Source organism: Amycolatopsis sp. NPDC051373 (assembly GCF_040689465.1).
In the GTDB taxonomy this organism is placed as follows: domain Bacteria; phylum Actinomycetota; class Actinomycetes; order Mycobacteriales; family Pseudonocardiaceae; genus Amycolatopsis.
Window position 1 is genome coordinate 1 of record NZ_JBFBAE010000035.1, and the last position, 25,231, is coordinate 25,231.

The window sequence follows — 25,231 nt, forward strand, 5'->3', positions numbered from 1 at the left end:
TCCGGAAGACATTCGCCGATCACACAGGACAACCGGAGTGGGGACGGGCCAGCGAAACAAGAAGTCGCCAAGCGCTCCATCGACCGGCCCGTCCAACACCCACGCTAAACCCCACCAAGCGACTTGACATCCCTTAGGAACGCAACGGCACCACGTTCATCGTGATGGAGCTCGTCGAGGCCCCGACGCTGGCCGACCTCGTGCGCCGCCAGGGCCCGATGCCGGCCGCGCACGTCGCGGTGATCGGCGACCGCGTGCTCGCCGCGCTGCAGGCCGCGCACGCAGCCGGGATCGTGCACCGCGACGTGAAGCCCGCCAACATCATGGTCGCGCCCGACGGCCGCGTGAAGCTCACCGACTTCGGCATCGCGCACGCCATCGACGACCCACGTCTCACCACGAGCGGCGTGATCGTGGGTTCGCCGGCGTTCATGGCGCCCGAACGCGTCGAGGGCCGTGAGGCCATGCCCGAGTCGGACCTGTGGTCACTCGGCGCGACGCTGTTCTTCGCCGTGGAGGGCATTGTCGCGTTCGAACGCCCGACCACGGCCGCGACGCTGCACGCGATCATGACCGAGGTCCCGTACCTCACCCGGGGCCAGGGGCCGCTCGCCGCGGCGATCCTCGGACTGCTGGTGGCCAAGCCGGAGGCGCGGCTCACGGCCCCGCAGGCCCGGAACCTGCTCGCCACCGCGGCCGGTCAGCCGCCCACGCCGCCGTCGGACAGCATCGCCCCGGCACCCGGCGCCGCCCCGACGCGGGTCGCCGCGCCGCCGAAGCGCCCGCGCCGGGGCTGGTGGCTCGCCGGCGCCGCCGTGCTCGCCGTCGCCGCGCTGGTCGGCGGCTTCTTCCTCGGCAAACCCGTGTGGACGCCGAAGGTCGACCCGCAGCTGCAGCCCACCGTCACCTACGGCCCCGACGGCTTCCTCAAGACGCAGATCGGCCTGTCCTACCGCTGCTTCAACGCGGCAGTGCAGCAGGGCGTCGTCATCGGCGACGACAACAGCGCGACGTGCGACAAAAGCCACACCCTCGAGGTCTACGACGTCGGTGAGGTGCTGCCGACCGAGAACTACAGCAGCGACGACGCGCAGGTCGCCGCCTACCCCGGTCTCGAGTCCGTGACCCGGCTCGCCGAGGCGCGCTGCGCGGCGTCGTTCCACTCGTCGGTGGTGCCGGAAAACCAGCGGGCGGACCTGACCTACCAGGCGATTGTGCCCACGCAGCGCCAGTGGGAGCTCGCGCCGCCCAACGACTACAGCCAGCCCAGCCGCGAGTTCTACTGCGTGCTCGCGAAGCCCGGCAACGCCCAGATCCCGGCGCAGATCACCACCAAGGTCAAGTAACCGCGCGAGATGTTCCGCCCGGCGCCCGCCCACCCGGGAAAATCTCCGCTCTTCACCAGGTCGGGCCCGGGTTCACCCCTTCGACGAGGTACCGTCAACACCATGTCCACTCCACCTACCGCCGCGCCCGGACGCCCGTTCGGCCGCGTGCTCACCGCGATGGCCGCGCCCTTCGACCGCGACGGCGCGCTGGACCTGAAGCGGGCCCAGGAGCTCGCCGAGCACCTCGTGGAGCTGGGCAACGACGGGCTGGTCCTGAACGGCACCACCGGCGAGAGCCCGACCACGAGCGACGAGGAGAAGACGGCGCTGATCCGCGCCGTCGTCGAGGCCGTCGGCGACCGGGCCACTGTGGTGGCAGGCGCCGGCACCAACAACACCGCGCACAGCGTCGAGCAGGCCCGCGCCGCCGCCGAGGCGGGCGCCCACGGCCTGCTCGTGGTCACGCCGTACTACTCGCGGCCCAGCCAGGCCGGCCTGTTCGCGCACTTCACCACGGTCGCCGACGCCACCGACCTGCCGGTGATGCTCTACGACATCCCGCCGCGCTCGATCGTGCCCATTGAGGTCGACACGCTGCTGCGGCTGGCCGAGCACCCGCGGATCGCCGCGGTGAAGGACGCCAAGGGCGACCTCATCGCCGGCTCCGAGGTGATCGCCAACACGCACCTGGCCTACTACTCGGGCGACGACGGCCTGAACCTGCCGTGGATCGCCGTCGGCGGCGTCGGCGTGGTCAGCGTGATCGGCCACGTGGTGGCCGGGCGCATCCGCGCGATGATCGAGGCCTACGAGAGCGGCGACACCTCCACCGCGCGGACCAACCACCGCGCCATGCTGCCGGTGATGCGCGCGATGTCGCGCGTCGGCGGCGTCGCGTTCGCCAAGGCGGCGCTGCGGCTGCGCGGTTTCGACATCGGCGACCCGCGGCTGCCCGTCGTGCCCGCCACGGAGGAGCAAAGTGCCCTGATCGCCGCCGATCTCGCCCAGGGCGGCGTGCCGCTGGGCGACAGCGCGGCCCAGGACTGGCATGGTGCACGGGTGGCACAAGCGGATTCCCAGGCGGCCTACGTCGCCCCCACCTCACACACCAGCGTTGGGACCTTGCCCCGGTGAGCTCACTTCCCCCCGGACCCGGACCCACGAACCTCCCGCCCGCCCTTCCCGAAGGCGCCCTGCGCGTCGTCGCGCTGGGCGGCATCGGCGAGGTCGGACGCAACATGACCGTCTTCGAGTACGACGGCAGGCTCCTGATCGTCGACTGCGGCGTGCTCTTCCCCGAGGACGACCAGCCCGGTGTCGACCTGATCCTGCCCGACTTCCGCGCGATCGAGGAGCGGCTCGACGACGTCGACGGCCTCGTGCTCACCCACGGGCACGAGGACCACATCGGCGCTGTCCCGTTCCTGCTGAGGCTGCGGCCCGACGTGCCGATCTACGGCTCGCGCTTCACCAACGCGCTGCTCGCGGCCAAGGCCAAGGAGCACCGTCAGCGGCCGAACCTCATCGAGGTGCGCGAAGGCGAGCGCCGCAAGGTCGGCGTGTTCGACCTCGAGTTCTTCGCCGTGAACCACTCGATCCCCGACGCGCTCGCGGTCGCCATCCGCACGCCCGCCGGGGTCGTGCTGCACACCGGTGACATCAAGCTCGACCAGCTGCCGCTCGACGGGCGCCTCACCGACCTCGCGGGTTTCTCGCGCCTGGGAGACGAGGGCGTGGACCTGTTCTGCGTCGACTCCACCAACGCCGAGGTGCCCGGGTTCGTCATGCCCGAGCGTGACATCGGCCCGGTGCTCGACGACGTGATCCGGCGGGTCGACCAGCGCGTGATCGTCGCGTGCTTCGCGAGCCACGTCCACCGCGTGCAGCAGGTGTTGGACGCCGCGGTGCGGCACGGTCGCCGGGTCGCGTTCGTGGGCCGCTCGATGGTCCGCAACATGGGCATCGCGGCCGAGCTGAAGCTGCTCGAGGTGCCGGACGGCCTGCTCGTGGACCTCGACCAGGCGAGCACGCTGCCCGAGAGCAAGGTCCTGTTCGTCTCGACCGGTTCGCAGGGCGAGCCGCTTTCGGCACTCTCGCGCATGGCGCGTGGCGAGCACCGGCAGATCTCGATCCGCGCGGGCGACACCGTGGTGCTCGCCAGCTCGATGATCCCGGGCAACGAGACGGCCGTGTTCGGCGTGGTCAACGGCCTGACCCGGCTCGGGGCCAACGTGGTGCACCAGGGCAACGCCAAGGTCCACGTGTCCGGGCATGCGTCGGCCGGTGAGCTGCTCTACCTGTACAACGCGGTGCGCCCGAGCAACGTGATGCCGGTGCACGGCGAGTGGAAGCACCTGCGCGCCAACGGAGAGCTGGCCATCCGCACGGGTGTGTCGCCGGAGAACGTGGTGATCGCCGAGGACGGCGTGGTCGTGGACCTCGTCGACGGCAAGGCTTCGCGGACCGGCCGCGTCGAGGTGGGCCACGTGTACGTGGACGGCCTGTCGGTGGGCGACGTCGGCGAGTCGACGCTGTCCGACCGGCTGGTGCTCGGCGAGGGTGGGTTCATCTCGATCAGCGTCGCCGTCGACTCCAGCACGGGCCGCGCGGTCAGCAGTCCGACGGTGTCGGGGCGCGGCTTCTCCGACGACCCGAAGGCGCTCGACAGCGTGGTGCCGCTCGTCGAGATGGAGCTGGCGCGCACGGAGGCCGAGGGCATCACCGACACCCACCGCATCGCGCAGGCGGTGCGCCGGGTCGTCGGGCGCTGGGTCGCCGACACCTACCGGCGCCGGCCGATGATCGTCCCGACGGTCATCCCGGTCTGAGTTCTCGCGTCAACGGCCGCCGCCGCTCTCCTCGTCAGGGGAGCGGCGGCGGCCGTTTCGTCAGCGCTGCCGGCCGGGTTTTTCAGCGGGTGATGGCGGCGATCAGCAGTGCGAAGGCGACGACGGCGCCCTGGCGGGCGAGTGCGTTGCGGGCCCGGCGCTGCTCGGACTTGTTCGGTCTGGTCACGGCTGCCCCCGTTTCTCGTGGTCGGTCCCATGGTCGCTCGTCCGGCGGCGCGGCACATCCCGCGTGAGGCGGGTCCTGGCTCCCCCTCAGGTACGAGTCCGGCTTTGAACCGTTCGTCCTACGGCTGCAGGCCGCGGCGGCGTTAACCTGCGTTGAGCAGGAGGGCTGCGCCGATGGGGCGTCATTCGAGCGTACGGGGACGAAGCCGGCTGCTGGTGCCGCTGGCCGTCTGCGTGCTGCTCGTGCTCGGCGGAGCGGTGTGGGTCGCGGCCGCGCTGGAGACCCGGTGCGCGCGGGGGCACGTCGTGGTGTCGGCTTCGCCCGACATCGCCCCGGTGCTTTCCCAGGTGGCTCAAGGACTTTCAGCGAGGTGCCGGTCGTACGAGATCCGCCCGCGCAATACCGCGCAGGCCGTGGCCGAGTTCGCCGCGCCCGGCGGGGAGCGGGCGCAGGTCTGGGTGCCGGACTCGACGATCGCGTTGCAGGGGGCGCGGCAGCTCGGCGCGACGGACGTGCCGGAGTCGGGACCGTCGGTCGCGAGCTCCCCGGTGGTGCTCGCCGTGGCGGAAGGCGCCGCACGCGGCCTCGGCTGGCCGGGTCGCACGCTCACCTGGACCGACGTCGTCGCCGCGCCGGGCGCCGTGCTCACCCTCCCGGACCCGGCCCGCGACCCGGTGGGCACCTCGGCGCTGGTCGGGCTGCGTGACACGGTGGGCTCGGCGCCGGACCCGGCGGGGGCCTTCGCGGCGGTGCTGCGGCGGTTCACCGTCGGTGGTGGCGAGGGAGCGACGGCGTATCCGGCTTCGGAGAGTTCCGTGGTGCAGCACAACGCCGCTTCCGGCGCCGCGCCGCTGGTGGCGGTGTATTCGGCCGGTGCGCCCGCGCTGGACTACCCGTTCGCGCGGCTGACCGGCGGCGGTGGCGAGCAGAGCGCCGCGGTCGACGCGTTGCAGCAGGCGATGCTGGGCGGCGCGGGAACGGCGGCCCTCGAGCGCGCCGCCCTGCGCGTGCCCGGGCAGGCCCTGACCGGGCACGAGGACGACCCGCACGTGCAAGCGGCCGCGCAGCGCAGCGCCCCCGTGCCGTCGAGCGCCGATCTCAAGGCGCTGCTCACCCAGTGGGCGGGGGTGAACCTCGACGCACGTGTGGAGGTGCTGCTGGACGTCTCGGGCTCGATGGAGGCGCGCGTGCAGGGCACGAACCTGAACCGGATGCAGGTGACCGTGGCCGCCGCCGAGCAGGCGCTGCACCTGTTCCGGCCCTCGACGCAGCTGCGGATCTGGGAGTTCGCCACAAGGCTCGACGGGACCAAGGATTACCGCGAGGTGCTTCCCCTCACGCCTGTCTCGCAGCACCTCACGCCTGGTGACATCGCGCGGCTCACCGCGGTGCGCGCCATCCCTAAAGCGGGCACCGGCCTCCACGACTCCGTGCTCGACGTCTACGCCCTCGCCCGCCGCGACTGGCAGCCCGGCGTGCTCAACGTCGTGATCGTGATGACCGACGGCCGCAACGAGGACACGTCCGGCATCACCCGCGACGCGTTCCTGGCCGGCCTCACCCGCCTCGCCGACCCGGCGCACCCGCTGCCGGTGATCGCGATCGGCATCGGCGAGGACGCCGACGAGACCGAGCTGTCCGCCATCACCGCGATCACCGGCGGCGGCGCGTACGTGACGCGCGACCCGGCGAAGATCGGCGAGGTGTTCTACGGGGCGCTGGCCCAGCTCGTGGCGCGCTAGACCGGCTCTCTCGGCGGACGGAGCCCGTCGACGATGACCGTGACCACGGTGCCGGCCCGCGGCTCCCACTCCGCCTCGGGGATCCGCGACAACGCGCCCAGGAGCAGGATGACGTCGGCGGCGTCGACCCCACCACGCACCTGACCGGCGGCTTTCCCGCGATCGAGCAGTGTGCCGAGCGCTTCGTCGAGCCGGTGGTGCTGGCCGGAGTACAGGTCGTGCCACGCCGAGGCCTCGATCGCCGCCATGACCCCGCGTTTGACGCGCGCGTATTCGACCAGCCGGTGCAGCCAGTGGGTCAGGGCCATCAGCGGCGGGTGCTCCGCCAGCAACGGCGGCACGGCGTCGACGAGCTGGGTCAGCTCGTGGCGGTACACCTCCGCCAGCAGGTGCTCGCGGGTGGGGAAGTGCCGGTAGAGCGTGCCCTGGCCCACGCCCGCGGCCTTCGCGACCCCGTGGAGCTTGAGGTCGTCGATCGCCCCGTTGGACCTGCTCAGCTCGGCCCGGGCCGCCTCGACGATGCGGTCCCGGTTGGCCACCGCGTCGGACCGCAGCTCACGGCTCGCCACCGGCGTCACCTCGCTTCCGTTCGACTAAATGGACAAGTGTCCGGTACGGTACGGTGGGAGCCGTAAGCGGACAGTTGTCAGTTTAGGGCGGAGAAGTCGAGATGAGCACAGTGGAAGGCAAGGTCGTCGCCGTCACCGGCGCGAGCAGCGGGATCGGGGAGGCGACGGCACTGGAGCTCGCGGCCCGCGGTGCGGCCGTGGTGCTGGGCGCGCGGCGCACCGACCGGCTGGCCGCGCTCGTGGCGCGGATCCGGGCCGCGGGCGGGCGCGCGGAGATGCTGGACGTCGACGTGACGAAGCGGGCCGATCTCGAGCGGCTGGTCGCGCTGGCCGTGGACCGGTTCGGCCGGCTCGACGTGCTGGTGGCCAACGCCGGCGTCGCGCGGATCGCCCCGGTGGGCGATCTCGACGTGGACAGCTGGGACGCGATGATCGACGTCAACCTGCGCGGGGTTCTGCACGGCATCGCCGCCGCGCTGCCGGTGTTCCGCGAGCAGGGCAGCGGGCACCTCGTGACCACCGCGTCGACGTCGGGCCTCAAGATCGTGCCGGCGCAGGCTGTGTACGCGGGGACCAAGAACGCCGTGCGCACGCTGCTCGAGGCGCTGCGCCAGGAGTCCACCGACGGCGTGCTGCGGACAACCTCCATCTCGCCGGGGTACGTCCGCACGGAGCTCGTCGACTACGTCGAGGATCCCGGGCAGCGGGCGCAGGCGCGCGAAGCCATGGCGGCGCTGGGCATCGCGCCCGAGGCCGTGGCGCGCGCCATCGCGTTCGCGATCGAGCAGCCGGACGACGTCGAGATCGGCGACCTGACCATCCGGCCCGCCCGGCAGGGTTAGGTCACGCCTTTCGAAAACCGTTGCACCACATACGCTCCGCCGAGCAGGATCGCCGCGCCGAGGGCCTGGGGCCACGCCAGCGCCTCGCCGAGCAGGGCCCACGCGAAGGCCGTCGCCGTGACGGGTTCGAGGAGGCCGAGCACGCTGGCGACCGAGGCGGGCAGGTGACGCAGCGCCGTGATGCCGAGCAGGTAGGACAGCACGGTCGAGAGCAGCACCAGCAACGTCAGCAGCAGCCAGATCGGCGGCGTCCACGGGCCGAACTCCACGGCGTGGTCCAGCAGTGACCACGGGATCGTCCACGGTGGACTGACCACGGACACGATCACGGCGCCGATGACCATGCCCCAGGTGACCAGGCCGAGGGGATCGCGGTCGGCGACGGCGCGTTCGCCGATGAGGAAGTAGCCGGCGGAGCAGACCGCGGCGCCCAGGCCCGCGAGGACGCCGATCGCGTCGAGGGTGAGGCCCTGCCAGACCTGGCCGACGAGCGCGAGGCCGGCGATGGCGAGCCCGATGCCCGCCCACATCGCGCGCGGCAGGTGGGTGCGGCGGACCACTCGCACCCACAGTGCGATCAGCACGGGGGAGAGGAACTCGAGCAGGATCGCGATGCCCACGGGCACGCGGTCGGCGGCGATGAAGTACGCGAGCTGCGTGCCGGCGACGCCGAGCAGGCCGTACGCGAGCAGCATCGGCCACTCGCCGCGGCGGACCTTGAGCGTGCGCGGCGCGATGGCGGCCGTGCCGGCGAGCAGCAGCAGGCCCGCGAAGCCGATGCGGAACGTCGCGACCTGCTCGGGCGTCATCCCGGCGGCCATCGCGGGCTTGCCGAGCGTGCCCGACGTGCTGAAGAACAGCGCGGCGAGCAGCACGAACGCCACCCCGCGGGCGCGGTGCGCGACGCGGGGTGGCGTGAAAACGGGCAGTTCGGTGGTCACGCTCGTCGACAGTACGACGTCCGCGTCACCACCGAAACCGATTTAGCGGTTATCGTCCGCTTTCAATCCGGTGGCGACGTGGGTGGTGATCGTCGCGAGGCGCTTGCCCTGCCGGGTCAGCGCGCCGAGCGCGAGATCGTCGGGCGCGGCGGACTTGCGCGAGACGAAGGAGCCACCGTACGGGTTGCCCGACTCCTTCAGGTGCGTGTCGCCGTAGCCGAGCGGCAGGACGATGGCGCCCCAGTGGTAGAAGATGTTGTTCGTGGCCAGCACGGTCGCCTCGAGGCCACCGTGCGCGGTCGACGCCGTGGTGAACGACGTCGCGACCTTGTCGGCCAGCTTTCCCTGTGCCCACAAGCCTCCCGTGCTGTCCAAAAAGGACTTCAGCTGGGCCGCGGGACCGCCGAAGCGGGTGGGACTGCCCACGGCGATCCCGTCGGCCCATTCGAGGTCGGCGAGGGTGGCGTACTCGTGGTGCGGACCGGAGTCCACCCACGCCTGCCAGCGCGGGTTGCTCGCGACGGCCTCGGGGGGCGCGGTCTCGCGCACGGTCCGGACCCGGACTTCGGCGCCGGTCTCCCGGGCGCCCTCGGCCAGCGCGGAGGCGAGGGCGGCGGTGTTGCCGGTGGCGCTGTAGTAGACGACGAGGATGCGTGTGCTCACGCCCTGCGACTCTAGGCGAAAGCGCGGGTTCAGGACTGTGGTGTCCGAGGGGTGGGCGGACCCGGCTTCCACGGGCTCACGGTGTCCGTCGGCCGCGTCGGGTCGTTGAACCGCGGCCGCACGGGCTCGTCGCGGCGCAGCGGCACGAGGCCGTCGGTGATCGCCTGCATGATCTTCGCGTGCGCGCGCACCCCGGCGCCCGGCCGCTCCGGCTCGACCTCCGCCAAGTCCACCGGCGCCCCGAAGTGCACCTTGAACCTCGGCCGCCGCAGGGGCGCGCTCAGGCCCGAACGTGCGAGCGGCACCAGGTCGGCCGGGCCGTTCACGGTCTCGGTGCCCCAGTACACGGCCTCGTGCGCGCCCCACTGGCTGATCGGGATCACCGGCACACCGGCGGCCAGCGCCAGGCGCGCCGCCCCCGTCTTGCCGCGCTCCGGCCACAGCCCGGGGTCGTGGCTGATCCGTCCCTCCGGGTAGACGACGATCGGCTCCCGCGTGGTCTTGAGCTCCTCCACGGCCTCGGCGAACTGCCCGATGGCCGTCGCCGCGTGCTTGCGGTCCACCCGCAGATGCCCGCTCACCCGCAGCGCCGGCCCGATCACCGGCGCGTCCAGGATGCCCCCGGCCAGCATGAACCGCGGGTTGATGCCGATCCTCTTGCACGCCGCCATCAGCACGAACGCGTCGAACACGCCGATGTGGTTCGCCGCCATCAGCAACGGCCGCCCCCGCAACTCCCTCGGCACCGCCCCGGACACCGTCAGCCGGCCCACCATGTTGACCAGCCCGCGGTCGATGTTGAGCATCGTCCGCCAGATCGCCGGGGCACGACGCGGGGCCGGGAAGTCGTCCTGTTGCAGCGCGAACATGGGCAGAGCATGTCACGGGGGTCGATCACGCCCCGAAAGGGTGGGCCGACCAGACGGCCGCCTTGCCGGACGCCTCTCGCGCCATGGTCCGGACCGCGGTGGACGAGTACGAGACCCGGCAGACCCTCGAAGCGCGGTGCGCCAAGGACGCGGACAAGCTCGAAATGCTGCTCCAAGCCGTCGAGTACCGAGACATCGGAGTCGAGCGCGTCGCCGGCTGGATCGACTCCGCCCGCAAGGGCCTCGCGACCGAGACCGCCCGCCGTGTCGCCGAGGCCGCAGCCACCCTGTCCCCGCTGGCCTGGCGGGACCGTTGAGCGCTGGGCGGCGGATCTACGCCGACGTGGTGGCGTGGAAGCGCGGCACCTGACGACACGAAAGTGCCCCGGCCACCGCGAGGGTGACCGGGGCTCCGCGCCGTCGATCGCTACTGCCACCTCGGCTTCGTAACGAACCGGCGCGGATCCACGCTGTAGCGCCCGTGCGCACTCGTCTCCTGATTCTCGGCACCCTGGTTCTGCTCACGGGCTGTGCTGGCCCGGACCCCGCCCCTGCGCCGGCGCCCCGGCCTTCGCGGCATTCCGTCGCGATCGGACCCCGCGAGCGGGCCTACCTCGCGGCCCTCGGCTCGATCGACCCCGGCCTCGTCGAGAACCAGGCTCGCGCGGTCGTGCATGCGCACGATCTGTGCGATGACGTCGCGCAAGGCAAGGACCACTCGACCGTGATCGCGAACGCGATCTGGGACTTCACCGGCGCCGATGTGTCGGTGGACCAGCCGATGGCCGAGCGGATCGTCGCGACGGCCGAAATGATCTGCTAGCCGGAGACCCACAGGTCGGCCGGGATATCCGTGACGATTGTTTCCCCTGCGCTGCGAGTGGCGCATGGGACTATCGCGCCCGGGCCGTTACCGTGGAGGCATGTCTGGGTCGGCGACGAGGAAGCGGAGCACGGCGAGCGGCGGCGGGAAGGCGCCGGCGCGGGGGTCGCGCACGCCGGCGAAACCGAGGTCGTCCGGGGCCCGGCCGGCGAAGGCGAGCCCGGCGCGCAGCAGTTCCGCGCGCGGTAGCTCCGCGCGTAAGCCCCCGCCGCGGCGGGGAAAGGCGAAGCCCGGCGCGTTCGGGCGCGGGGTGCGCGGCACGTGGAACCTGGTGGCCAAGGGCGTCGGTTCGCTGGCCCGCACGGTCGGGCGCACGCGGGAGCTGGAGCCGGAACACCGTCGTGACGGGCTGGCGCTGGGGCTGATCGCGCTGGCGATCATCGCGGCCGTGGGCGTGTGGTGGCGGGCCGCGGGGCCGATCGGGGCGGCCGTGGAGGTCGCGACGCGCACGGTGCTGGGCGCGGGCGCGGTGACATTGCCGCTGGTGCTGGTGGTGGTCGCGGTCGCGTTGATGCGGTCGGAGCCGAACCCCGAGACCCGGCCGCGGATGGTGATCGGCACGGTGCTGGTCGTGCTGTCCGTGCTGGGGATGCTGCACATCTTCACGGCGCTGCCCGAAACCAACGACGGCCGCATGTACGCCGGCGGCATCATCGGGCTGTTGTCCGGCGGGCTGCTGACCAAGGGCGTCACCACGTGGGTCGCCGTGCCGTTGCTGATCCTGGCGCTGCTGTTCGGCGTGCTGGTGTTCACCGGCACGCCCGTGCGCGAGATCCCGCACCGCCTGCGCACGTGGGGTCTCGACGAAGACGAGCTGGCCGACCTCGAGGGCGACAACGCGGAACCCGAGGCCGACGAGGTCATCGAGGCCGACCCGAAGGCCGTGCGGCTGCGCAAGCCGTCGCGTCGGCGCCAGAGCAGCGCCGACACCGAGGGCGAGCAGCTCGACCTCGACGCGATGCTGGCCGAGCCGCCGATGCCGGTGCGCCCGCCCAAGCCGAAGCCCGCCGAAGAGGTCCCCGAGAAGAAGCCGAAGAAGGCGCCGGAGCCGCCGCTGGCGATGACGCGGACCGTCGAGGGCGACTACCAGCTGCCCTCACCCGATCTGCTGAAGCTCGGCGACGTGCCGAAGTCCCGCAGCAAGGCCAACGACGCCATGATCGAGGCGATCACGGGCGTGCTCGACCAGTTCAGCATCGACGCGCAGGTCACCGGCTTCACCCGCGGCCCCACGGTCACGCGCTACGAGGTCGAGCTCGGCCCGGGTGTGAAGGTCGAGAAGATCACGGCGCTCACGAAGAACATCGCGTACGCCGTGGCCACGGACAATGTCCGGCTGCTCGCGCCGATCCCCGGCAAGTCGGCTGTCGGCATCGAGGTGCCGAACTCCGACCGCGAGATGGTGCGCCTGGGCGACGTGCTGCGCGCGCCGTCCACGGTCAAGGACAACCACCCGATGGTGATCGGGCTCGGCAAGGACATCGAGGGCCACTTCGTCACCGCGAACCTCACGAAGATGCCCCACCTGCTGGTGGCGGGCTCGACCGGTTCCGGTAAGTCGAGTTTCGTCAACTCGATGCTGGTGTCGCTGCTCGCCCGCGCGACGCCGGACGAGTGCCGCATGATCCTCATCGACCCGAAGATGGTCGAGCTCACGCCGTACGAGGGCATCCCGCACCTGATCACGCCCATCATCACCCAGCCGAAGAAGGCCGCCGCCGCGCTGGCCTGGCTGGTGGAGGAGATGGAGCAGCGCTACCAGGACATGCAGGTCAACAAGGTCCGCCACATCGACGACTACAACCGGAAGGTCCGCTCCGGCGAGATCACGGCGCCCCCGGGCAGCGAGCGCGAGTACCGGCCGTACCCGTACATCATGGCGATCGTCGACGAGCTGGCCGACCTCATGATGACCGCGCCCCGCGACGTGGAAGACGCGATCGTGCGCATCACGCAGAAGGCGCGCGCCGCCGGCATCCACCTGGTGCTGGCCACGCAGCGGCCGTCGGTCGACGTCGTCACCGGCCTGATCAAGACCAACGTGCCCTCGCGGCTGGCGTTCGCCACGTCGTCGCTCACCGACTCACGGGTCATCCTCGACCAGCCGGGCGCCGAGAAGCTCATCGGCATGGGCGACGCTCTGTACTTGCCGATGGGCGCGGGCAAACCGGTGCGCATCCAGGGCGCGTTCGTGGGCGACGAGGAGATCGCGGCCGTCGTCTCGTTCGCCAAGGACCAGGCGCAGCCCGACTACACCGACGGCGTCACGGCTCAGAAGGCCGGCGAGAAGAAGGAGATCGACCCCGACATCGGCGACGACCTCGACGTGCTGCTCCAGGCCGCCGAGCTCATCGTCACCTCGCAGTTCGGCTCCACGTCCATGCTCCAGCGCAAGCTCCGCGTCGGCTTCGCCAAGGCCGGCCGCCTCATGGACCTGCTCGAAAGCCGCGGCGTCGTGGGCCCCTCGGAGGGCTCGAAGGCCCGCGACGTGCTCATCAAGCCGGAAGAGCTGGACGGCGTCCTGTTCATGATCCGCGGCGGCGACGCCCCGTCGGGCGACTCGGACGACGAAGACTTCTGACGCGGTGGTGCAACCAGTACCGGTGATCGTTCCGTCCTGATCACATGGACGCGCACAAGCTCGCTCTGGCCATCGGGACCGTCGCCGTGCTCGCGGTGGGCGCGGGGAGCTCGGTGGCGCTCGCGCACACGCTCGACGGTGCGGGCGGCGCGCCGCGGCCGGCCGCGGCGGTGGGGACCGTGCCGGCGGAGCCCGGCCGGGACGTGACGCTCAAGGTCGGTCAGGAGGCGCAGCTGAGCACGAAGGACCTGACCGTGCGGTACACGCGCCTGGTCGAGGACTCGCGGTGCCCGGCGAACGTCACGTGCGTGTGGGCCGGCGACGCGGTCGTGGCCGTGTCGTTGAGCCAGCCGGGACGAGGGGAGCAGACCGCGGCGCAGCTGCACACCGGCCGGCGCGGGCCGCACGACCTGACGTACGCGGCGGCTCACGTCGAGCTCGTCGACGTGAGCCGCGCGGGCGAGCGGATCACGCTGCGGGTGAGCTGATCAGCCGAGCGGCTTTCCCCAGTGGTCGAGGTAGGCGACCTCCGACAGCGGGCGGCGCGGGGTGGTCTTGAAGTCGGTCGTGGTCGTGTAGGCGACGGGCAGCAGGCAGGCCTGCGTGTAGCCCTCGGGGCGCCGAGGATCTCGGCCGCCTCGGCCTCGGTCTGCAGGTGGTACGTGGTGAGCGTCGAGCCCAGGCCACGCGAGCGCAGCGCCAGCTGGAAGCTCCACACGGCGGGGAAGATGCCTCCGTAGAGCACCGCGTCGGCCACGTTCGCGCCGGTCGTGCGGCCTTCGACGCACGGCACCACGAACGCCGGGACCTGCTCGATCACGTCGATCAGGTGCCGGCCGGAGGCGACCGAGCGGGCCATGGCCGGGTCGGCGGCCGCGACGTCCGCGTACTGCTCCAGGTACGCCAGGCCGACGCGGCGGAACAGCTCGCCCAGCCGGTTCTTCACGCCCTGGTCGCGCACGACGAGCCAGCGCCACGACTGCTGGTTGCCGGGCGTGGGCGCGTGCAGCGCCAGCTCGAGGCACTCGGCGAGCACCTCGTTCTCCACCGGACGCCGCAGGTCCAGCTTGCGCCGCACCGACGGCGTGGTGGTCAGGACGTGGTCGAACTCCATCAGGGCTCCCTGTCGCGAGGCGAAGATCGTCTCGGCCGCCGCGGCGGCCGCACTCGATCTTGGCCGCCGGGAGGCCGGCGCGCGCCCGCAACCGGCCGAGCGTGAGCGAAGGGCCCGAGGTTTTCGGCTTTCCGGACGGACCAGGCTGCGCGCCGGCACCTCGTCCCTGGCTCGGCGCCGGTCTAGAACTCCAGCAGCATGCGCGAGTTGCCCAGGGTGTTCGGCTTGACGTAGGGCAGGTCGAGGAACTCCGCGACACCCGGGTCGAGCGAGTGGCGCATCTCCTCGTAGACCTCGTGCGACACGGGTGTGCCGTCGATCTCGACGAAGCCGTGGCGCAGGAAGAAGCCGGTCTCGAACGTGAGCACGAACAGCCGCTTGAGGCCCAGGTCGCGCGCCTCGTCCACGAGCCGGCCCACCAACGCGTGACCGATGCCCCGGCCGCGCGCGGCCTTGTCGACCACGACCGTGCGCAGCTCGGCGATGTCCTCCCACAGCACGTGCAGCGCGGCGGCGCCGAGCACGTCCTCGTCGCCGGTGCCGTCCTCGTCCACCGCCACCCAGAACTCCTGGATCGCCTCGTACAGCGTGACCAGGTCTTTCTCGAGCAGCACGCGGCCGGCGTCGGCGTCGACCAGTGCTTTGATCTTGCGGACGTCGGCTATGCGCGCGCGGCGGACAGTGGGTCGGACGGAGTCAAGGGGCACACGGTCCAAGATATCGATCGCGGCGTCCGGCGCCCCGGACGGCTCGATCGAGGTACCCCGGATGCGTGAGCTTAACGGCCTTCACGTATAGCTATTGCACGCCCCGATCGATCAGTAGCCGCTCAGAACATCTGGCCGCCCCGTGTGGCCTCTGGGGGAGGAAGCGCATGTCCGGGACCACCGTGGTCGCGCCTGAACGACCCGGTAAGCCTCCGGCGCCCAGCGCGGCGCAGAGCCGCTTCAGGCCCGAGCTGCAGGGCGTGCGAGCCCTCGCTTCGCTGCTGGTCGTGGTCTACCACGTGTGGCTCGACCGGATCTCCGGCGGCGTCGACGTGTTCTTCCTGGTGTCGGGCTTCCTGATCACCGGCCAGCTCTACCGCGCGCTGCTGCGCGGGAAGATCGAGCTGCGGCCGATGTGGGGCCGGATGATCAAGCGGCTCTTCCCGGCGGCGATGACCGTGCTCCTCACGGTGGTGGTCGTCTCCACGCTGCTGCTGCCCGAGGACCGCTGGTTCCAGAGCATCCGCGAGGTCTTCGCCTCCGCGCTGTTCTACGAGAACTGGCAGCTGGCCGCCGACTCCGTCGACTACTTCGCCCAGCACAACAGCGCGAGCCTGGTCCAGCACTTCTGGTCGCTGTCGATCCAGGGCCAGTTCTACCTGCTGTGGCCGCTGATCTTCGTCGCGCTCGGCTTCCTCGTGCGCCGCCTCGGGCTGTCGCTGCGCCACACCGTGAACACGCTGCTCATCACGCTGTTCGTGGCTTCGCTGGCGTACTCGGTGTACCTCACCGCGGTCGACCAGCCGCTGGCCTACTTCCACGGCCTCACCCGCGTGTGGGAGTTCGCGCTCGGCGGCCTGATGGTGATGTTCCTCGACGCGTTCACGCTGCCGCGGAGCCTGCGCGTGGTACTCGGCTGGATCGGCGTGGCCGGGCTGGTGCTGTGCGGCATCGTGCTGCGCGTCGACTCGGTGTTCCCTGGCTGGATCGCGCTGTGGCCGACGCTCTCGGCCGGGCTCGTGCTCGTGGCCGGCCAGACGAACACCGTCTTCGGCGCCGACCGCTGGCTCAGCTCGAAGCCGCTGGGCTACCTCGGCAACCTGAGCTTCTCGCTGTACCTGTGGCACTGGCCGGTGCTGGTGTTCTACCTGGTCGTGCGCGACCGCGCGGCCGTCGGCCTGCTCGGCGGCGCGGTGGTGATCGGCGCGTCGTTCGTGCTCTCGATCCTCACCTACCACTTCATCGAGAACCCGATCCGGCTGTCGAAGATCGGCACGGTGAAGCGCTGGGGCGCCTACCGGTTCGGCATCCTCGCGCTGGCGCCGGTGCTGATCGCGGCCGGTGTGTGGGGCACGTACACCTCGGCACAGGCCAATTACACGATCTCGCTCGCGGACGCCGACCACCCCGGAGCCGCCGCGCACGCGCCCGGGTTCGCCTACCGCGGTTCGGCGGAGCCTTCGATCGTGCCGCCGACGCTGAAGCTGCCCGAAGACTGGGCCGGCATCACCGACGACAAGTGCACGATGTCGCCGCGCAACGAAGAACTGAAGGTCTGCACACAGAACCCCGACGGCCCGCCGAAGAAGCGCGTGGTCCTTGTCGGCGACTCGCACATGCAGCAGTACATCGCCGCCTTCCTGCCGATGGTCCAGACCGAGGGCTGGGCAGTGACGTCGATGCTGAAGGGCGCGTGCCCGTTCTCCAGCAACGCCGATCTGATGCCCGGCGACCAGGCCTGCATGGACTGGAACAAGGCCGCGGCCGACGAGATCGTCGCGATGCACCCCGACGCCGTGGTCACCCTGGCGAGCGTGAACACCCACGCGGGCATCACCGAGACGACCCCGCCGGGGTTCGTGAACCAGTGGTCGGTGATGGACAAGGCGGGCATCCCCGTGGTGGCCTTGCGCGACAACCCGCGGTTCGCGTTCAACATGGCCGCGTGCGTCGCGCAGCAGGGCCCGACCAACCCGGCATGTGTGCTCGACCGCGACGCCGTGCAGCCGGCCACCCCGTCGTACACGAGCACGCGCGGCGTGCCGGGCAACGTGTCGTTCCTCGATTTCACGGATTACTTCTGCGACAAGGACACCTGCCCGCCGGTGGTCGGCAACGTGCTGGTGTACATGGACGACAACCACCTCACCGCCACTTTCCTGACCACGCTGGCCCCCATCGCCGACAAGCAGATGAAGGCCGCCCTGAAGTGGTGATCGCCCCGGTTCCCTGAGCCCCGTATGCTGCGGCACCGGGAGATCGACAGGGGGAAGCGGGGGAGATGACACGCGCGGGGTGGGACGCGTTCCAGGCCGCCCAGGCCGAGGCTGCGGCGGGCCGGACGACGATGCTGGCCGGGCCGGACGGCACTTCGTGGCTGTTGGTGCCGGGACAGCCGTGGCAGTGGTCACGACCGGGTGGTGCGTGGCAGTTCGGGGTGGTGCCGCCGGATCCGGCTTACCGGGCCGGGACGCGGATGGTGCCGCCCAACGGTGGCGGGCAGCCAGGTCCGGGGCCTTCGGGCCGAGGTGGTCCGCGGGGACCGGTCGCGGCGCCCGCCGGCCCTGGTGGTCAAGGCGGACGGCCGATACCGGCCGCGCCACCGCCCGCACCACTGGTCCAGGCCGGGCCGCCGCCGGCTCAGACCGGGTTCCCTCCCGCACCACCGGTCCAGATGGGACCGCCGCCGGTCCAGTCCGGGTTCCCGCCCGCGCCGCCGGTTCCGTCCGGGCCGGTGCCCGCACAGCCATGGCCGGGTCGATCCGCGCCACCGCCGGTCCCGTCCGCGCCGATTCCTGCTCAACCGCCGGCCCAGTCCGGGCCAGTGCCCGCCCAACCCGCGTCGCCGCAGAGCGGTCCGGCCGGTCCCGGCGCGCCGCCGATGCCCGTGCGGCCGGCGGAAAGCCCGGTGCGGGTGGAGAACCTGAGCGGCACAGCGTTCGTCTCGGGCGACGAGTCGGCAGCCGAATTCGTGCGCCGCGTGGTGCAGGTCGTCTCGTGGGCCGACCGCACGCGCCACGGCCAGGGTGGCTCGGGTGAACCGCCGCCGCCGGAACCCGAGCGACCCCAGAGCAAGCAGGGCGGGCTCCTCGACGACCTCGCCCGCAACACCCGCTCGATGACCTTCGACCTGCTGGCCGCGGGCAATCGCGCGCGGGGCCGGAAAGAGCAGGAGCGGTACGACCAGGCGCACGCCGAGTGGACCGTCGCGTACCAGGAATGGGAGCGGCGCAACGCTTCCGGCAACCGGCAGCCGAACCCGCTCGTGCTGCTCGTCGGCGAACCGCACACGGGCCAGCGCCGGCTGTGGCGCTCGGTGCGTGACGAGCTCGGCGCGGCCGACGTCGGGTTCGAGGACTTCGTCACGGCCGGCGCGGCCGAGGTACTCGGCGACGAAGATTCGGCCGGCGACGCGCTGCGCGGGTTCGTCTCGCAACGCACCGACCCGGCACTGGTCCTGATCGAAGACGTCGATGTGCTGTTCGACAAGGACCTTGCCGGCGTGCTGCGTGCGTTGCGGGACTACGCGCACGACCAAGGCAGCTGCCGCCTGCTCGTGCTCGCGGGCACCGACCGCGTGATCGAGCGGCTGCGCACCGAGGCGCCGGACCTGGTCTCCGCCGTGCTGCAGTACCGGCTGCCGCGGTTCACCCGCCCCGCGCACGCGGCCGCGCTGCTGGACGTCGTCGCGACCGAACGCTCCTTCGTCCTGCCCCCGGACGTCCGCGACCGGCTGGCGCAGCTGGCAAACCTCTCCGCCGGCGCCCGCGGTGTCGAGGCGCTGCTGGACGCCGCCGGACGGGAGGCCGTCGCGAGCGGTCCGTCACCCGACGGCCGGATCCACCTCGCGGCGCAGCACGTCGCGCCGCTGGTCGCCGCGGCCGAGCACCGCGCCGGGCGGCCGATCGAAGAGCTGCTCGGCGAGCTGGACGGGATGATCGGCCTCACGTCGGTCAAGCAGCGCGTGCGCGCGCTGGTCGCCGAGGCGCAGGTCGACGCCCGCCGCCGCGACGCGGGCCTGCCCGTGGCCACGCGCAGCCGCCACCTCGTGCTCACCGGCAACCCCGGCACGGCGAAGACCACTGTCGCGAGACTGGTCGGCAAGATCTACCAGGCGCTCGGGATGCTGCCCAAGGGCCACGTCGTGGAGGTCACGCGGCCGGACCTGGTGGGCGAGTACCTCGGCGAGACGTCGAAGAAGACCCGCGCGGTCTGCGAACGGGCCTCCGGCGGCGTGCTTTTCATCGACGAGGCCTACAGCCTCGCGCAGGACGCCGACGACGACTACGGCCGCGAAGCCGTCGCCGAAGTGCTGGTGCAGATGGAGAACCACCGCGACGACCTCGTGGTGTTCGCCGCCGGCTACCCGAAGGAGATGGACGCGTTCCTGGAGACGAACCCGGGCCTGCGCTCGCGGTTCGCCGCCCGGATCGAGTTCCCGGACTACACCGCCGAGGAGCTCGCCGGGATCTTCCGCGCGCTCGCGCAGGGGCAAGGTTACGAGCTCGACGCCGATCTCGTCGCCGCGCTGCCCGAGGCGATGCGCCAGATCCCGCGTGGCCGCGGCTTCGCCAACGGCCGCTCGGCGCGCGGCGTGCTGGAGACCACGATCAGCCGCCAGTCGGCCCGGCTCGCCGCCCAGCCGGACGCCCCGGCGGCCGCACTGTCCACTTTGGTCGCCGCCGACCTGCCCGCCCGCGGCGAAGCCGGCGTCTCGGCCACCGACGACGCCGGGCCGCCCCGTGGTCTCGACGAGCTACTGGCCGAACTCGACGGCATGATCGGCCTGGACGCAGTCAAGCAGCGCGTCCGCGCGCTCGTCGCCGGGGCGCGGATGGACACGCGGCGGCGCAAGGCCGGGCTGCCCGTCGGGGCGAGCAGCCGTCACCTCGTCTTCACCGGCAACCCGGGCACGGCGAAGACGACCGTCGCGCGGCTGATGGGGCGGCTGTACCGGGAACTGGGCCTGCTCTCGTCCGGGCACCTGGTGGAGGTGGCGCGGCCGGACCTGGTGGGGGAGTACCTGGGCCAGACCGCGCCCAAGACGCGTGAGGTGTGCGAACGCGCGCTCGGCGGCGTGCTGTTCATCGACGAGGCCTACAACCTCGTGCAGACCTACGGCAACGGCGGCGCCGACTACGGCCAGGAGTCGGTCGCGGAACTGCTGGTCCAGATGGAGAACCACCGCGACGACCTGATCGTCATCGCCGCCGGCTATCCCGCCGACATGGACCGCTTCCTCGACGCCAACGCCGGCCTGCGCTCGCGATTCGGCGGCACCGTCGAGTTCGCGGACTACACCGACGAGCAGCTGGCCGCGATCTTCACGGCGATGACCACCCAGCGCGGCTACCGGCTCGCCCCCGACCTCACGGCGGCGCTGCCCGCGGTCATGGCCGGGCTCGACCGCGGCAGCGGCTTCGCCAACGGCCGCTCGGCCCGCGGCTTGCTGGAGCAGGCGATCGCCGCGCAGGCGCTGCGCCTCGCCGGCCCGGACGTCGACCTCGAGTCCGTCGACGACGCCGAACTGACGCTCCTGACACTGGCGGATTTGCCCGCGCACGGGTGACTTTCGGCGCGCGCCGCCGATGGGGGAGCGGGAAAGCCCGCCCACCGGCGGGGCCGGGCCACCGCACTGGGTGACGCCGTCGCCGACCGGCGCGGGTGCGGCGGCTACCCTGAACGTCGTGCCTTCTCCCACCACTGAGCCAGCCCGCAGCCGTCGTGTCTCCCTCGTGACCCTGGGCTGCGCCCGCAACGAGGTCGACTCCGAGGAGCTGGCCGGACGGCTCGCGGCCGGGGGCTGGGAGCTGGCGGCGGACCCCGAAGACTCCGATGTGGTCGTGGTGAACACGTGCGGCTTCGTGGAGTCGGCGAAGAAGGACTCGGTCGACACGCTGCTCGCCGCGTCCGACACCGGCCGCAAGGTCGTGGCCGTCGGGTGCATGGCGGAGCGCTACGGCACGGAGCTGGCCGAAAGCCTGCCCGAGGCCGACGCCGTGCTCGGGTTCGACCACTACGCCGAGCTGTCCGACCGCCTCGACGACGTGGTGGCCGGCCGCACGGTCGCGTCGCACACGCCGTCGGACCGGCGCAAGCTGCTGCCGATCAGCCCGGTGCAGCGGCCCGCGGCCGCGGAGGCCGTGGAGGTCCCCGGGCACGCCCAGCACGGCTGGGGCCCGCGCGTGCTGCGCACCCGGCTCGACGATTCGCCCGTGGCCGCGCTGAAGATCGCGTCGGGCTGCGACCGGCGCTGCTCGTTCTGCGCCATCCCGTCGTTCCGCGGCTCGTTCGTGTCGCGCCAGCCGGACGAGATCGTGGCCGAAGCGCAGTGGCTCGCGGAGAACGGCGTGAAGGAGCTGTTCCTCGTCAGCGAGAACTCCACGTCCTACGGCAAGGACTTCGGCCGCGACGGCACGCGCGCACTGGAGCTGCTCCTGCCGCGCCTGGCCGAGATCGAGGGCATCGACCGCGTGCGCGTGTCCTACCTGCAGCCCGCCGAGACGCGCCCGCAGCTGGTGAAGGCCATCGCGACCACGCCGGGCGTAGCCGACTACTTCGACCTGTCCTTCCAGCACTCGAGCGAGCAGGTGCTGCGCCGGATGCGCCGGTTCGGGTCCACCGACTCGTTCCTCGCGCTCACCGAGCAGATCCGCGAGTACGCGCCGGAAGCCGGGATCCGCACCAACGTGATCGTCGGGTTCCCCGGCGAGACCGAGGACGACCTCGCGGAGCTCGAACGCTTCCTCACCGGCGCGCGCCTCGACGCCGTCGGCGTGTTCGGCTACTCCGACGAGGACGGCACGGAGGCCGAGACCTTCGACGGCAAGCTCGACCCCGCCGTGGTCGCCGAGCGCGTCACCCGGATCTCGGCGCTGGTCGAAGAGCTCACCGCCCAGCGGGCCGAGGATCGCATCGGCACGTTCGTGGACGTGCTGGTGGAGCAGCCGGCCGAGGACGGCGACGACGCCGTCGGCCGTGCCGCCCACCAGGCGCCCGAGGTCGACGGCGAGTGTGTGATCCTCGAAGACCCGGACCGCGCCGCCGTCGAGGTGGGCGATCTGGTGCGCTGCGAGGTCGTCGACTCCGCCGGGGTCGACCTGATCGTCCGCCCGGTGCCGGACGCGGACCGGTGAGTGCCGCACCCAGCGACGCCGGCGAGGGCATGACCCGCGCCGCGCAGGCGTCGTCCCAGGGAGCGGCCCCCCAGACCCACGAGGTGCCTGCTGAAACGGGGGCCGCCCGCATGCCCGAGCCTGCCGTACCCGAACCGACGCCCGTCCCGACGCTGAACGTCGCGAACCTGCTCACGCTCTCGCGGCTGGTGCTGGTGCCGCTGTTCGTCCTCGCGCTCTTCGCCGGCGACGGCGTGGACACCACGTGGCGCGCGATCGCCACGGGCCTGTTCGTCATCGCCTCGGCCACCGACCAGGTCGACGGCTGGGTGGCCCGCAAGTACGGCCTGATCACCGACTTCGGCAAGATCGCCGATCCCATCGCGGACAAGGCGCTCATCGGCGCCGCGCTCGTCGGGCTCAGCGTGCTCGGGGAGCTGCCGTGGTGGGTCACGATCGTGATCGCGGTCAGGGAGATAGGCGTCACACTTCTGCGCTTCTGGGTGATTCGTCACGGTGTGATCCCGGCGAGCCGCGGCGGCAAGGCCAAGACGATGACGCAGATCCTGGCCATCGTCGTCTACCTGCTGCCGCTGCCGGCCGGGGCGGACCCGCTGCGCTGGGTGCTGATGGGGCTTGCCGTCCTGCTGACCGTGGTCACCGGCGTCGACTACCTGATCCGCGCGATCCGCCTGCGCGCGGCGGCCCGCCGGGCGACGGGCGCTTGATGGCGGAGCTCGACGAGGCGGCCGCGCAGCTGGTGGCCGTCCTGACCCGGCGCGGGGAGACCGTGGCCACGGCCGAGTCGCTGACCGCCGGACTGGTGTGCGCCACCGTCGCCCGCATCCCGGGCGCAAGCGTGGTGCTGCGAGGCGGGCTCGTCGTCTACGCCACGGAGCTGAAAGCCGCGCTGGCGGGCGTCGACGAGAAGTTGCTGGCCGAGCACGGCGCCGTGCACCCCGAGGTCGCGGCGCAGCTGGCCGACGGCGCTCGTGAGCGGTGCGGCGCCACGTGGGGCCTGGGGCTGACCGGTGTCGCGGGCCCGACAGCCCAGGACGGGGTGCCGCCGGGCACCGTGTACATCGGTCTCAGTGGGCCGTCGACCCGGATCGTCCGTACCCTGGCGGAGACCGGTGACCGGGACATGATCAGGACCGCGTCGGTGCGTTCGGCGTTTTCCCTGCTCGGGGAACATCTACACTGAAGGGGGCGTTCGCCCTTGGCGGACGCACGTGTCAAGTCCTGCGCTCGGGGCACCGCTCTGGGTAACGTAGGAGGCACCAGTTCGGGAAGGAGGCGCGTGATGACCGTGCTGTTGCGTGAGGCGATCGGTGATCGGCTCCGTCATGCCCGCACCAACCAGCGTCGGACGCTGCGTGACATCTCCCGCGCCGCCAGGGTGAGCCTCGGCTACCTGTCCGAGGTCGAGCGTGGTCAGAAGGAGGCCTCCAGCGAGCTGCTGGCTTCCATCTGCGACGCCCTGGACCTTCCGCTCGGCGAGTTGCTCCACAAGGTCGCGGCCGACGTGACGGCCCTCGAGTCGGTGGAGGTGGCTCCGGTCGACGAGCGCGTGGTCGACGGTGCCCCGAGGGAGACCGTGCCGGCGGAGCGGGAAGCCACCGCGTCGGCGAGCGGGTTCGAAGGTGGCCGCCTGGTCTCCGAGCTGGTCGGCGACGACCTGTCCGACCTGCGGCTTTCGCCCGCTCCGCGGATGAACACCCAGCTGCGGACCACGATCGGCGCGCCGAAGCTCGCGTCCACGATCGCCGCCTAGGAACGCGCAGAGAAACGCTTCGTACACGTACGGCCCCGGGTTGTGACCCCGGGGCCGTACGCGTATCCACAGAATCGATCAGGGTCGTCCCTGAATTCCCCCGGGGTCGCCTGGAACGGCAGGGGCTGACCTGACACGATGGAACCCAACGCCGGGGTCGGGACGTTGTGAACTAGGGGAGCGACGCCCCACCTCGAGACACACAGGGCCCGTGGGACGCAAGAAGGCAGGCGGAGGAGATGGCCAACCCGTTCGTGAAGTTCTGGAAGTACCTCATGGCGTCGTTCTCGTCGAAGATCGACGAGCACGCCGACCCGAAGGTGCAGATCCAGCAGGCCATCGAGGAGGCACAGCGCAACCACCAGGCGCTGACGCAGCAGGCCGCCTCCGTGATCGGCAACCAGCGTCAGCTGGAGATGAAGCTCAACCGGCAGCTCGGCGAGGTCGAGAAGCTGCAGGCGTCGACCCGGCAGGCCTTGGTGCTCGCCGACGAGGCCCGCGGCAAGGGCGACGAGCAGAAGGCGACCGAGTTCGAGACGGCGGCGGAGAGCTTCGCCGCGCAGCTCGTCACGGCCGAGCAGAGCATCGAAGACCTCAAGACGCTGCACGACCAGTCGCTGCAGGCCGCGGCCCAGGCCAAGAAGGCCGTGGAGCGCAACGCCACGATGCTGCAGCAGAAGCTGGCCGAGCGCACCAAGCTGCTCTCGCAGCTGGAGCAGGCGAAGATGCAGGAGCAGGTCTCCGCGTCGCTGAACCAGATGAGCCAGCTGGCCGCGCCGGGCAACACGCCGTCGCTGGAAGAGGTTCGCGACAAGATCGAAAAGCGCTACACCACCGCGCTGGGCCAGGCCGAGCTGGCGCAGAACTCGGTGCAGGGCCGCATGCTCGAGGTGCAGGAGTCCGCCACGCAGATGGCGGGCCACTCGCGCCTGGAGCAGATCCGCGCGTCGATGCGTGGTGACTCGGTCGCGCAGGTCACCGACGGTGGCGGCGCCGCGAAGTCGGCCGGCACGGCGGGCAGCGCGGACATCCAGCGCGAGATCCAGGCCCGCGTGCAGGCCGAGCAGGGCAAGAACCCGGCCTGACCG

20 protein-coding genes and 3 pseudogenes are annotated in these 25,231 nt (G+C 71.8%); 16 read left to right on the forward strand and 7 right to left on the reverse strand.

Annotated features, from left to right (window positions below; all coding sequences use genetic code 11):
* Positions 1-143: 143 nt before the first annotated feature.
* The 4 genes and pseudogenes from AB0383_RS43060 to AB0383_RS43075 form a co-directional block, all read left to right on the forward strand.
* Positions 144-1,346, forward strand: a pseudogene (locus AB0383_RS43060) (serine/threonine-protein kinase); the annotation flags it as partial.
* 102 nt (positions 1,347-1,448) lie between these two features.
* A complete protein-coding gene (gene dapA / locus AB0383_RS43065; protein ID WP_366190296.1) occupies positions 1,449-2,462 on the forward strand; it encodes a 4-hydroxy-tetrahydrodipicolinate synthase in 1,014 nt (337 codons plus the stop codon).
* Positions 2,459-4,156: a ribonuclease J gene (locus tag AB0383_RS43070; RefSeq protein ID WP_364190579.1), complete on the forward strand. Its 1,698-nt coding sequence runs from the start codon at positions 2,459-2,461 to the stop codon at positions 4,154-4,156. The genes dapA and AB0383_RS43070 overlap by 4 nt, the downstream gene beginning before the upstream one ends.
* Positions 4,157-4,516: 360 nt before the next feature.
* Positions 4,517-6,085, forward strand: a complete 1,569-nt coding sequence (locus tag AB0383_RS43075; protein ID WP_366190297.1) for a VWA domain-containing protein — start codon at positions 4,517-4,519, stop codon at positions 6,083-6,085.
* Here the strand turns inward: AB0383_RS43075 and AB0383_RS43080 are convergent.
* The gene (locus AB0383_RS43080; protein WP_366190298.1) at positions 6,082-6,654 is read right to left on the reverse strand and encodes a TetR/AcrR family transcriptional regulator; all 573 of its coding nucleotides are present in this window, start codon (positions 6,652-6,654) and stop codon (positions 6,082-6,084) included. The genes AB0383_RS43075 and AB0383_RS43080 overlap by 4 nt on opposite strands.
* Positions 6,655-6,755: 101 nt before the next feature.
* Here AB0383_RS43080 and AB0383_RS43085 point away from each other — a divergent pair, with 101 nt between their 5' ends.
* The gene (locus AB0383_RS43085; RefSeq protein WP_366190299.1) at positions 6,756-7,496 is read left to right on the forward strand and encodes an SDR family oxidoreductase; all 741 of its coding nucleotides are present in this window, start codon (positions 6,756-6,758) and stop codon (positions 7,494-7,496) included.
* On the opposite strand, the gene AB0383_RS43090 is transcribed toward AB0383_RS43085, so the two are convergent.
* The 3 genes from AB0383_RS43090 to AB0383_RS43100 are packed head-to-tail and all read right to left on the reverse strand — an operon-like array spanning position 7,493 to position 9,969.
* A complete protein-coding gene (locus AB0383_RS43090; RefSeq protein ID WP_364190569.1) occupies positions 7,493-8,437 on the reverse strand; it encodes an EamA family transporter in 945 nt (314 codons plus the stop codon). The genes AB0383_RS43085 and AB0383_RS43090 overlap by 4 nt on opposite strands.
* A gap of 42 nt (positions 8,438-8,479) precedes the next feature.
* A complete protein-coding gene (gene wrbA / locus AB0383_RS43095; protein ID WP_366190300.1) occupies positions 8,480-9,100 on the reverse strand; it encodes an NAD(P)H:quinone oxidoreductase in 621 nt (206 codons plus the stop codon).
* A 29-nt stretch (positions 9,101-9,129) separates the two neighbouring features.
* Positions 9,130-9,969, reverse strand: coding sequence for a lysophospholipid acyltransferase family protein (locus AB0383_RS43100; RefSeq protein ID WP_364190564.1), 840 nt, complete (start codon positions 9,967-9,969; stop codon positions 9,130-9,132).
* A gap of 44 nt (positions 9,970-10,013) precedes the next feature.
* Between AB0383_RS43100 and AB0383_RS43105 the strand changes: the two are divergent.
* Positions 10,014-10,286 (forward strand): annotated as a pseudogene (locus AB0383_RS43105) (HD domain-containing protein); the annotation flags it as partial.
* Positions 10,287-10,450: 164 nt separating this feature from the next.
* Entirely contained in the window at positions 10,451-10,792 is a 342-nt protein-coding gene (locus tag AB0383_RS43110) for a hypothetical protein (protein ID WP_364190561.1), read from the forward strand.
* Between the two features lie 87 nt (positions 10,793-10,879).
* Here the strand turns inward: AB0383_RS43110 and AB0383_RS43115 are convergent, their stop codons facing one another.
* Positions 10,880-11,131 carry a hypothetical protein gene (locus tag AB0383_RS43115; protein WP_364186435.1) on the reverse strand — a complete coding sequence of 84 codons (252 nt, stop codon included), beginning with the start codon at positions 11,129-11,131 and terminating at the stop codon, positions 10,880-10,882.
* Between AB0383_RS43115 and AB0383_RS43120 the strand changes: the two genes are divergently transcribed.
* Together AB0383_RS43120 and AB0383_RS43125 are read left to right on the forward strand one after the other, a co-directional pair.
* Positions 11,103-13,433 (forward strand): DNA translocase FtsK, encoded by a 2,331-nt coding sequence (locus AB0383_RS43120; protein ID WP_366190301.1) that lies wholly within the window; start codon positions 11,103-11,105, stop codon positions 13,431-13,433. The two genes, AB0383_RS43115 and AB0383_RS43120, sit on opposite strands and share 29 nt — an antisense overlap.
* Before the next feature lie 44 nt (positions 13,434-13,477).
* A complete protein-coding gene (locus tag AB0383_RS43125; protein ID WP_366190302.1) occupies positions 13,478-13,921 on the forward strand; it encodes a hypothetical protein in 444 nt (147 codons plus the stop codon).
* Here AB0383_RS43125 and AB0383_RS43130 read toward each other — a convergent pair.
* Positions 13,922-14,547, reverse strand: a pseudogene (locus tag AB0383_RS43130) (nitroreductase family protein).
* 182 nt (positions 14,548-14,729) lie between these two features.
* Entirely contained in the window at positions 14,730-15,254 is a 525-nt protein-coding gene (locus AB0383_RS43135) for an amino-acid N-acetyltransferase (RefSeq protein ID WP_220242269.1), read from the reverse strand.
* A gap of 167 nt (positions 15,255-15,421) precedes the next feature.
* Here AB0383_RS43135 and AB0383_RS43140 point away from each other — a divergent pair, with 167 nt between their 5' ends.
* The 7 genes from AB0383_RS43140 to pspA all read left to right on the forward strand — a co-directional run bounded on the left by AB0383_RS43140 (position 15,422) and on the right by pspA (position 25,228).
* A complete protein-coding gene (locus AB0383_RS43140; protein ID WP_366190303.1) occupies positions 15,422-17,470 on the forward strand; it encodes an acyltransferase family protein in 2,049 nt (682 codons plus the stop codon).
* 608 nt (positions 17,471-18,078) lie between these two features.
* Entirely contained in the window at positions 18,079-20,823 is a 2,745-nt protein-coding gene (locus AB0383_RS43145; RefSeq protein ID WP_366190304.1) for an AAA family ATPase, read from the forward strand.
* Positions 20,824-20,941: 118 nt separating this feature from the next.
* A complete protein-coding gene (gene rimO, locus AB0383_RS43150) occupies positions 20,942-22,390 on the forward strand; it encodes a 30S ribosomal protein S12 methylthiotransferase RimO (RefSeq protein ID WP_364186413.1) in 1,449 nt (482 codons plus the stop codon).
* Between the two features lie 110 nt (positions 22,391-22,500).
* Entirely contained in the window at positions 22,501-23,097 is a 597-nt protein-coding gene (gene pgsA, locus AB0383_RS43155) for a CDP-diacylglycerol--glycerol-3-phosphate 3-phosphatidyltransferase (protein WP_366190320.1), read from the forward strand.
* Positions 23,097-23,573, forward strand: coding sequence for a CinA family protein (locus tag AB0383_RS43160; protein WP_364186411.1), 477 nt, complete (start codon positions 23,097-23,099; stop codon positions 23,571-23,573). Before pgsA ends, AB0383_RS43160 begins: the two co-directional genes overlap by 1 nt.
* Before the next feature lie 99 nt (positions 23,574-23,672).
* The gene (locus AB0383_RS43165) at positions 23,673-24,143 is read left to right on the forward strand and encodes a helix-turn-helix transcriptional regulator (protein WP_285965682.1); all 471 of its coding nucleotides are present in this window, start codon (positions 23,673-23,675) and stop codon (positions 24,141-24,143) included.
* Positions 24,144-24,382: 239 nt separating this feature from the next.
* The gene (pspA, locus tag AB0383_RS43170) at positions 24,383-25,228 is read left to right on the forward strand and encodes a phage shock protein PspA (RefSeq protein WP_326837207.1); all 846 of its coding nucleotides are present in this window, start codon (positions 24,383-24,385) and stop codon (positions 25,226-25,228) included.
* Positions 25,229-25,231 lie beyond the last annotated feature (3 nt).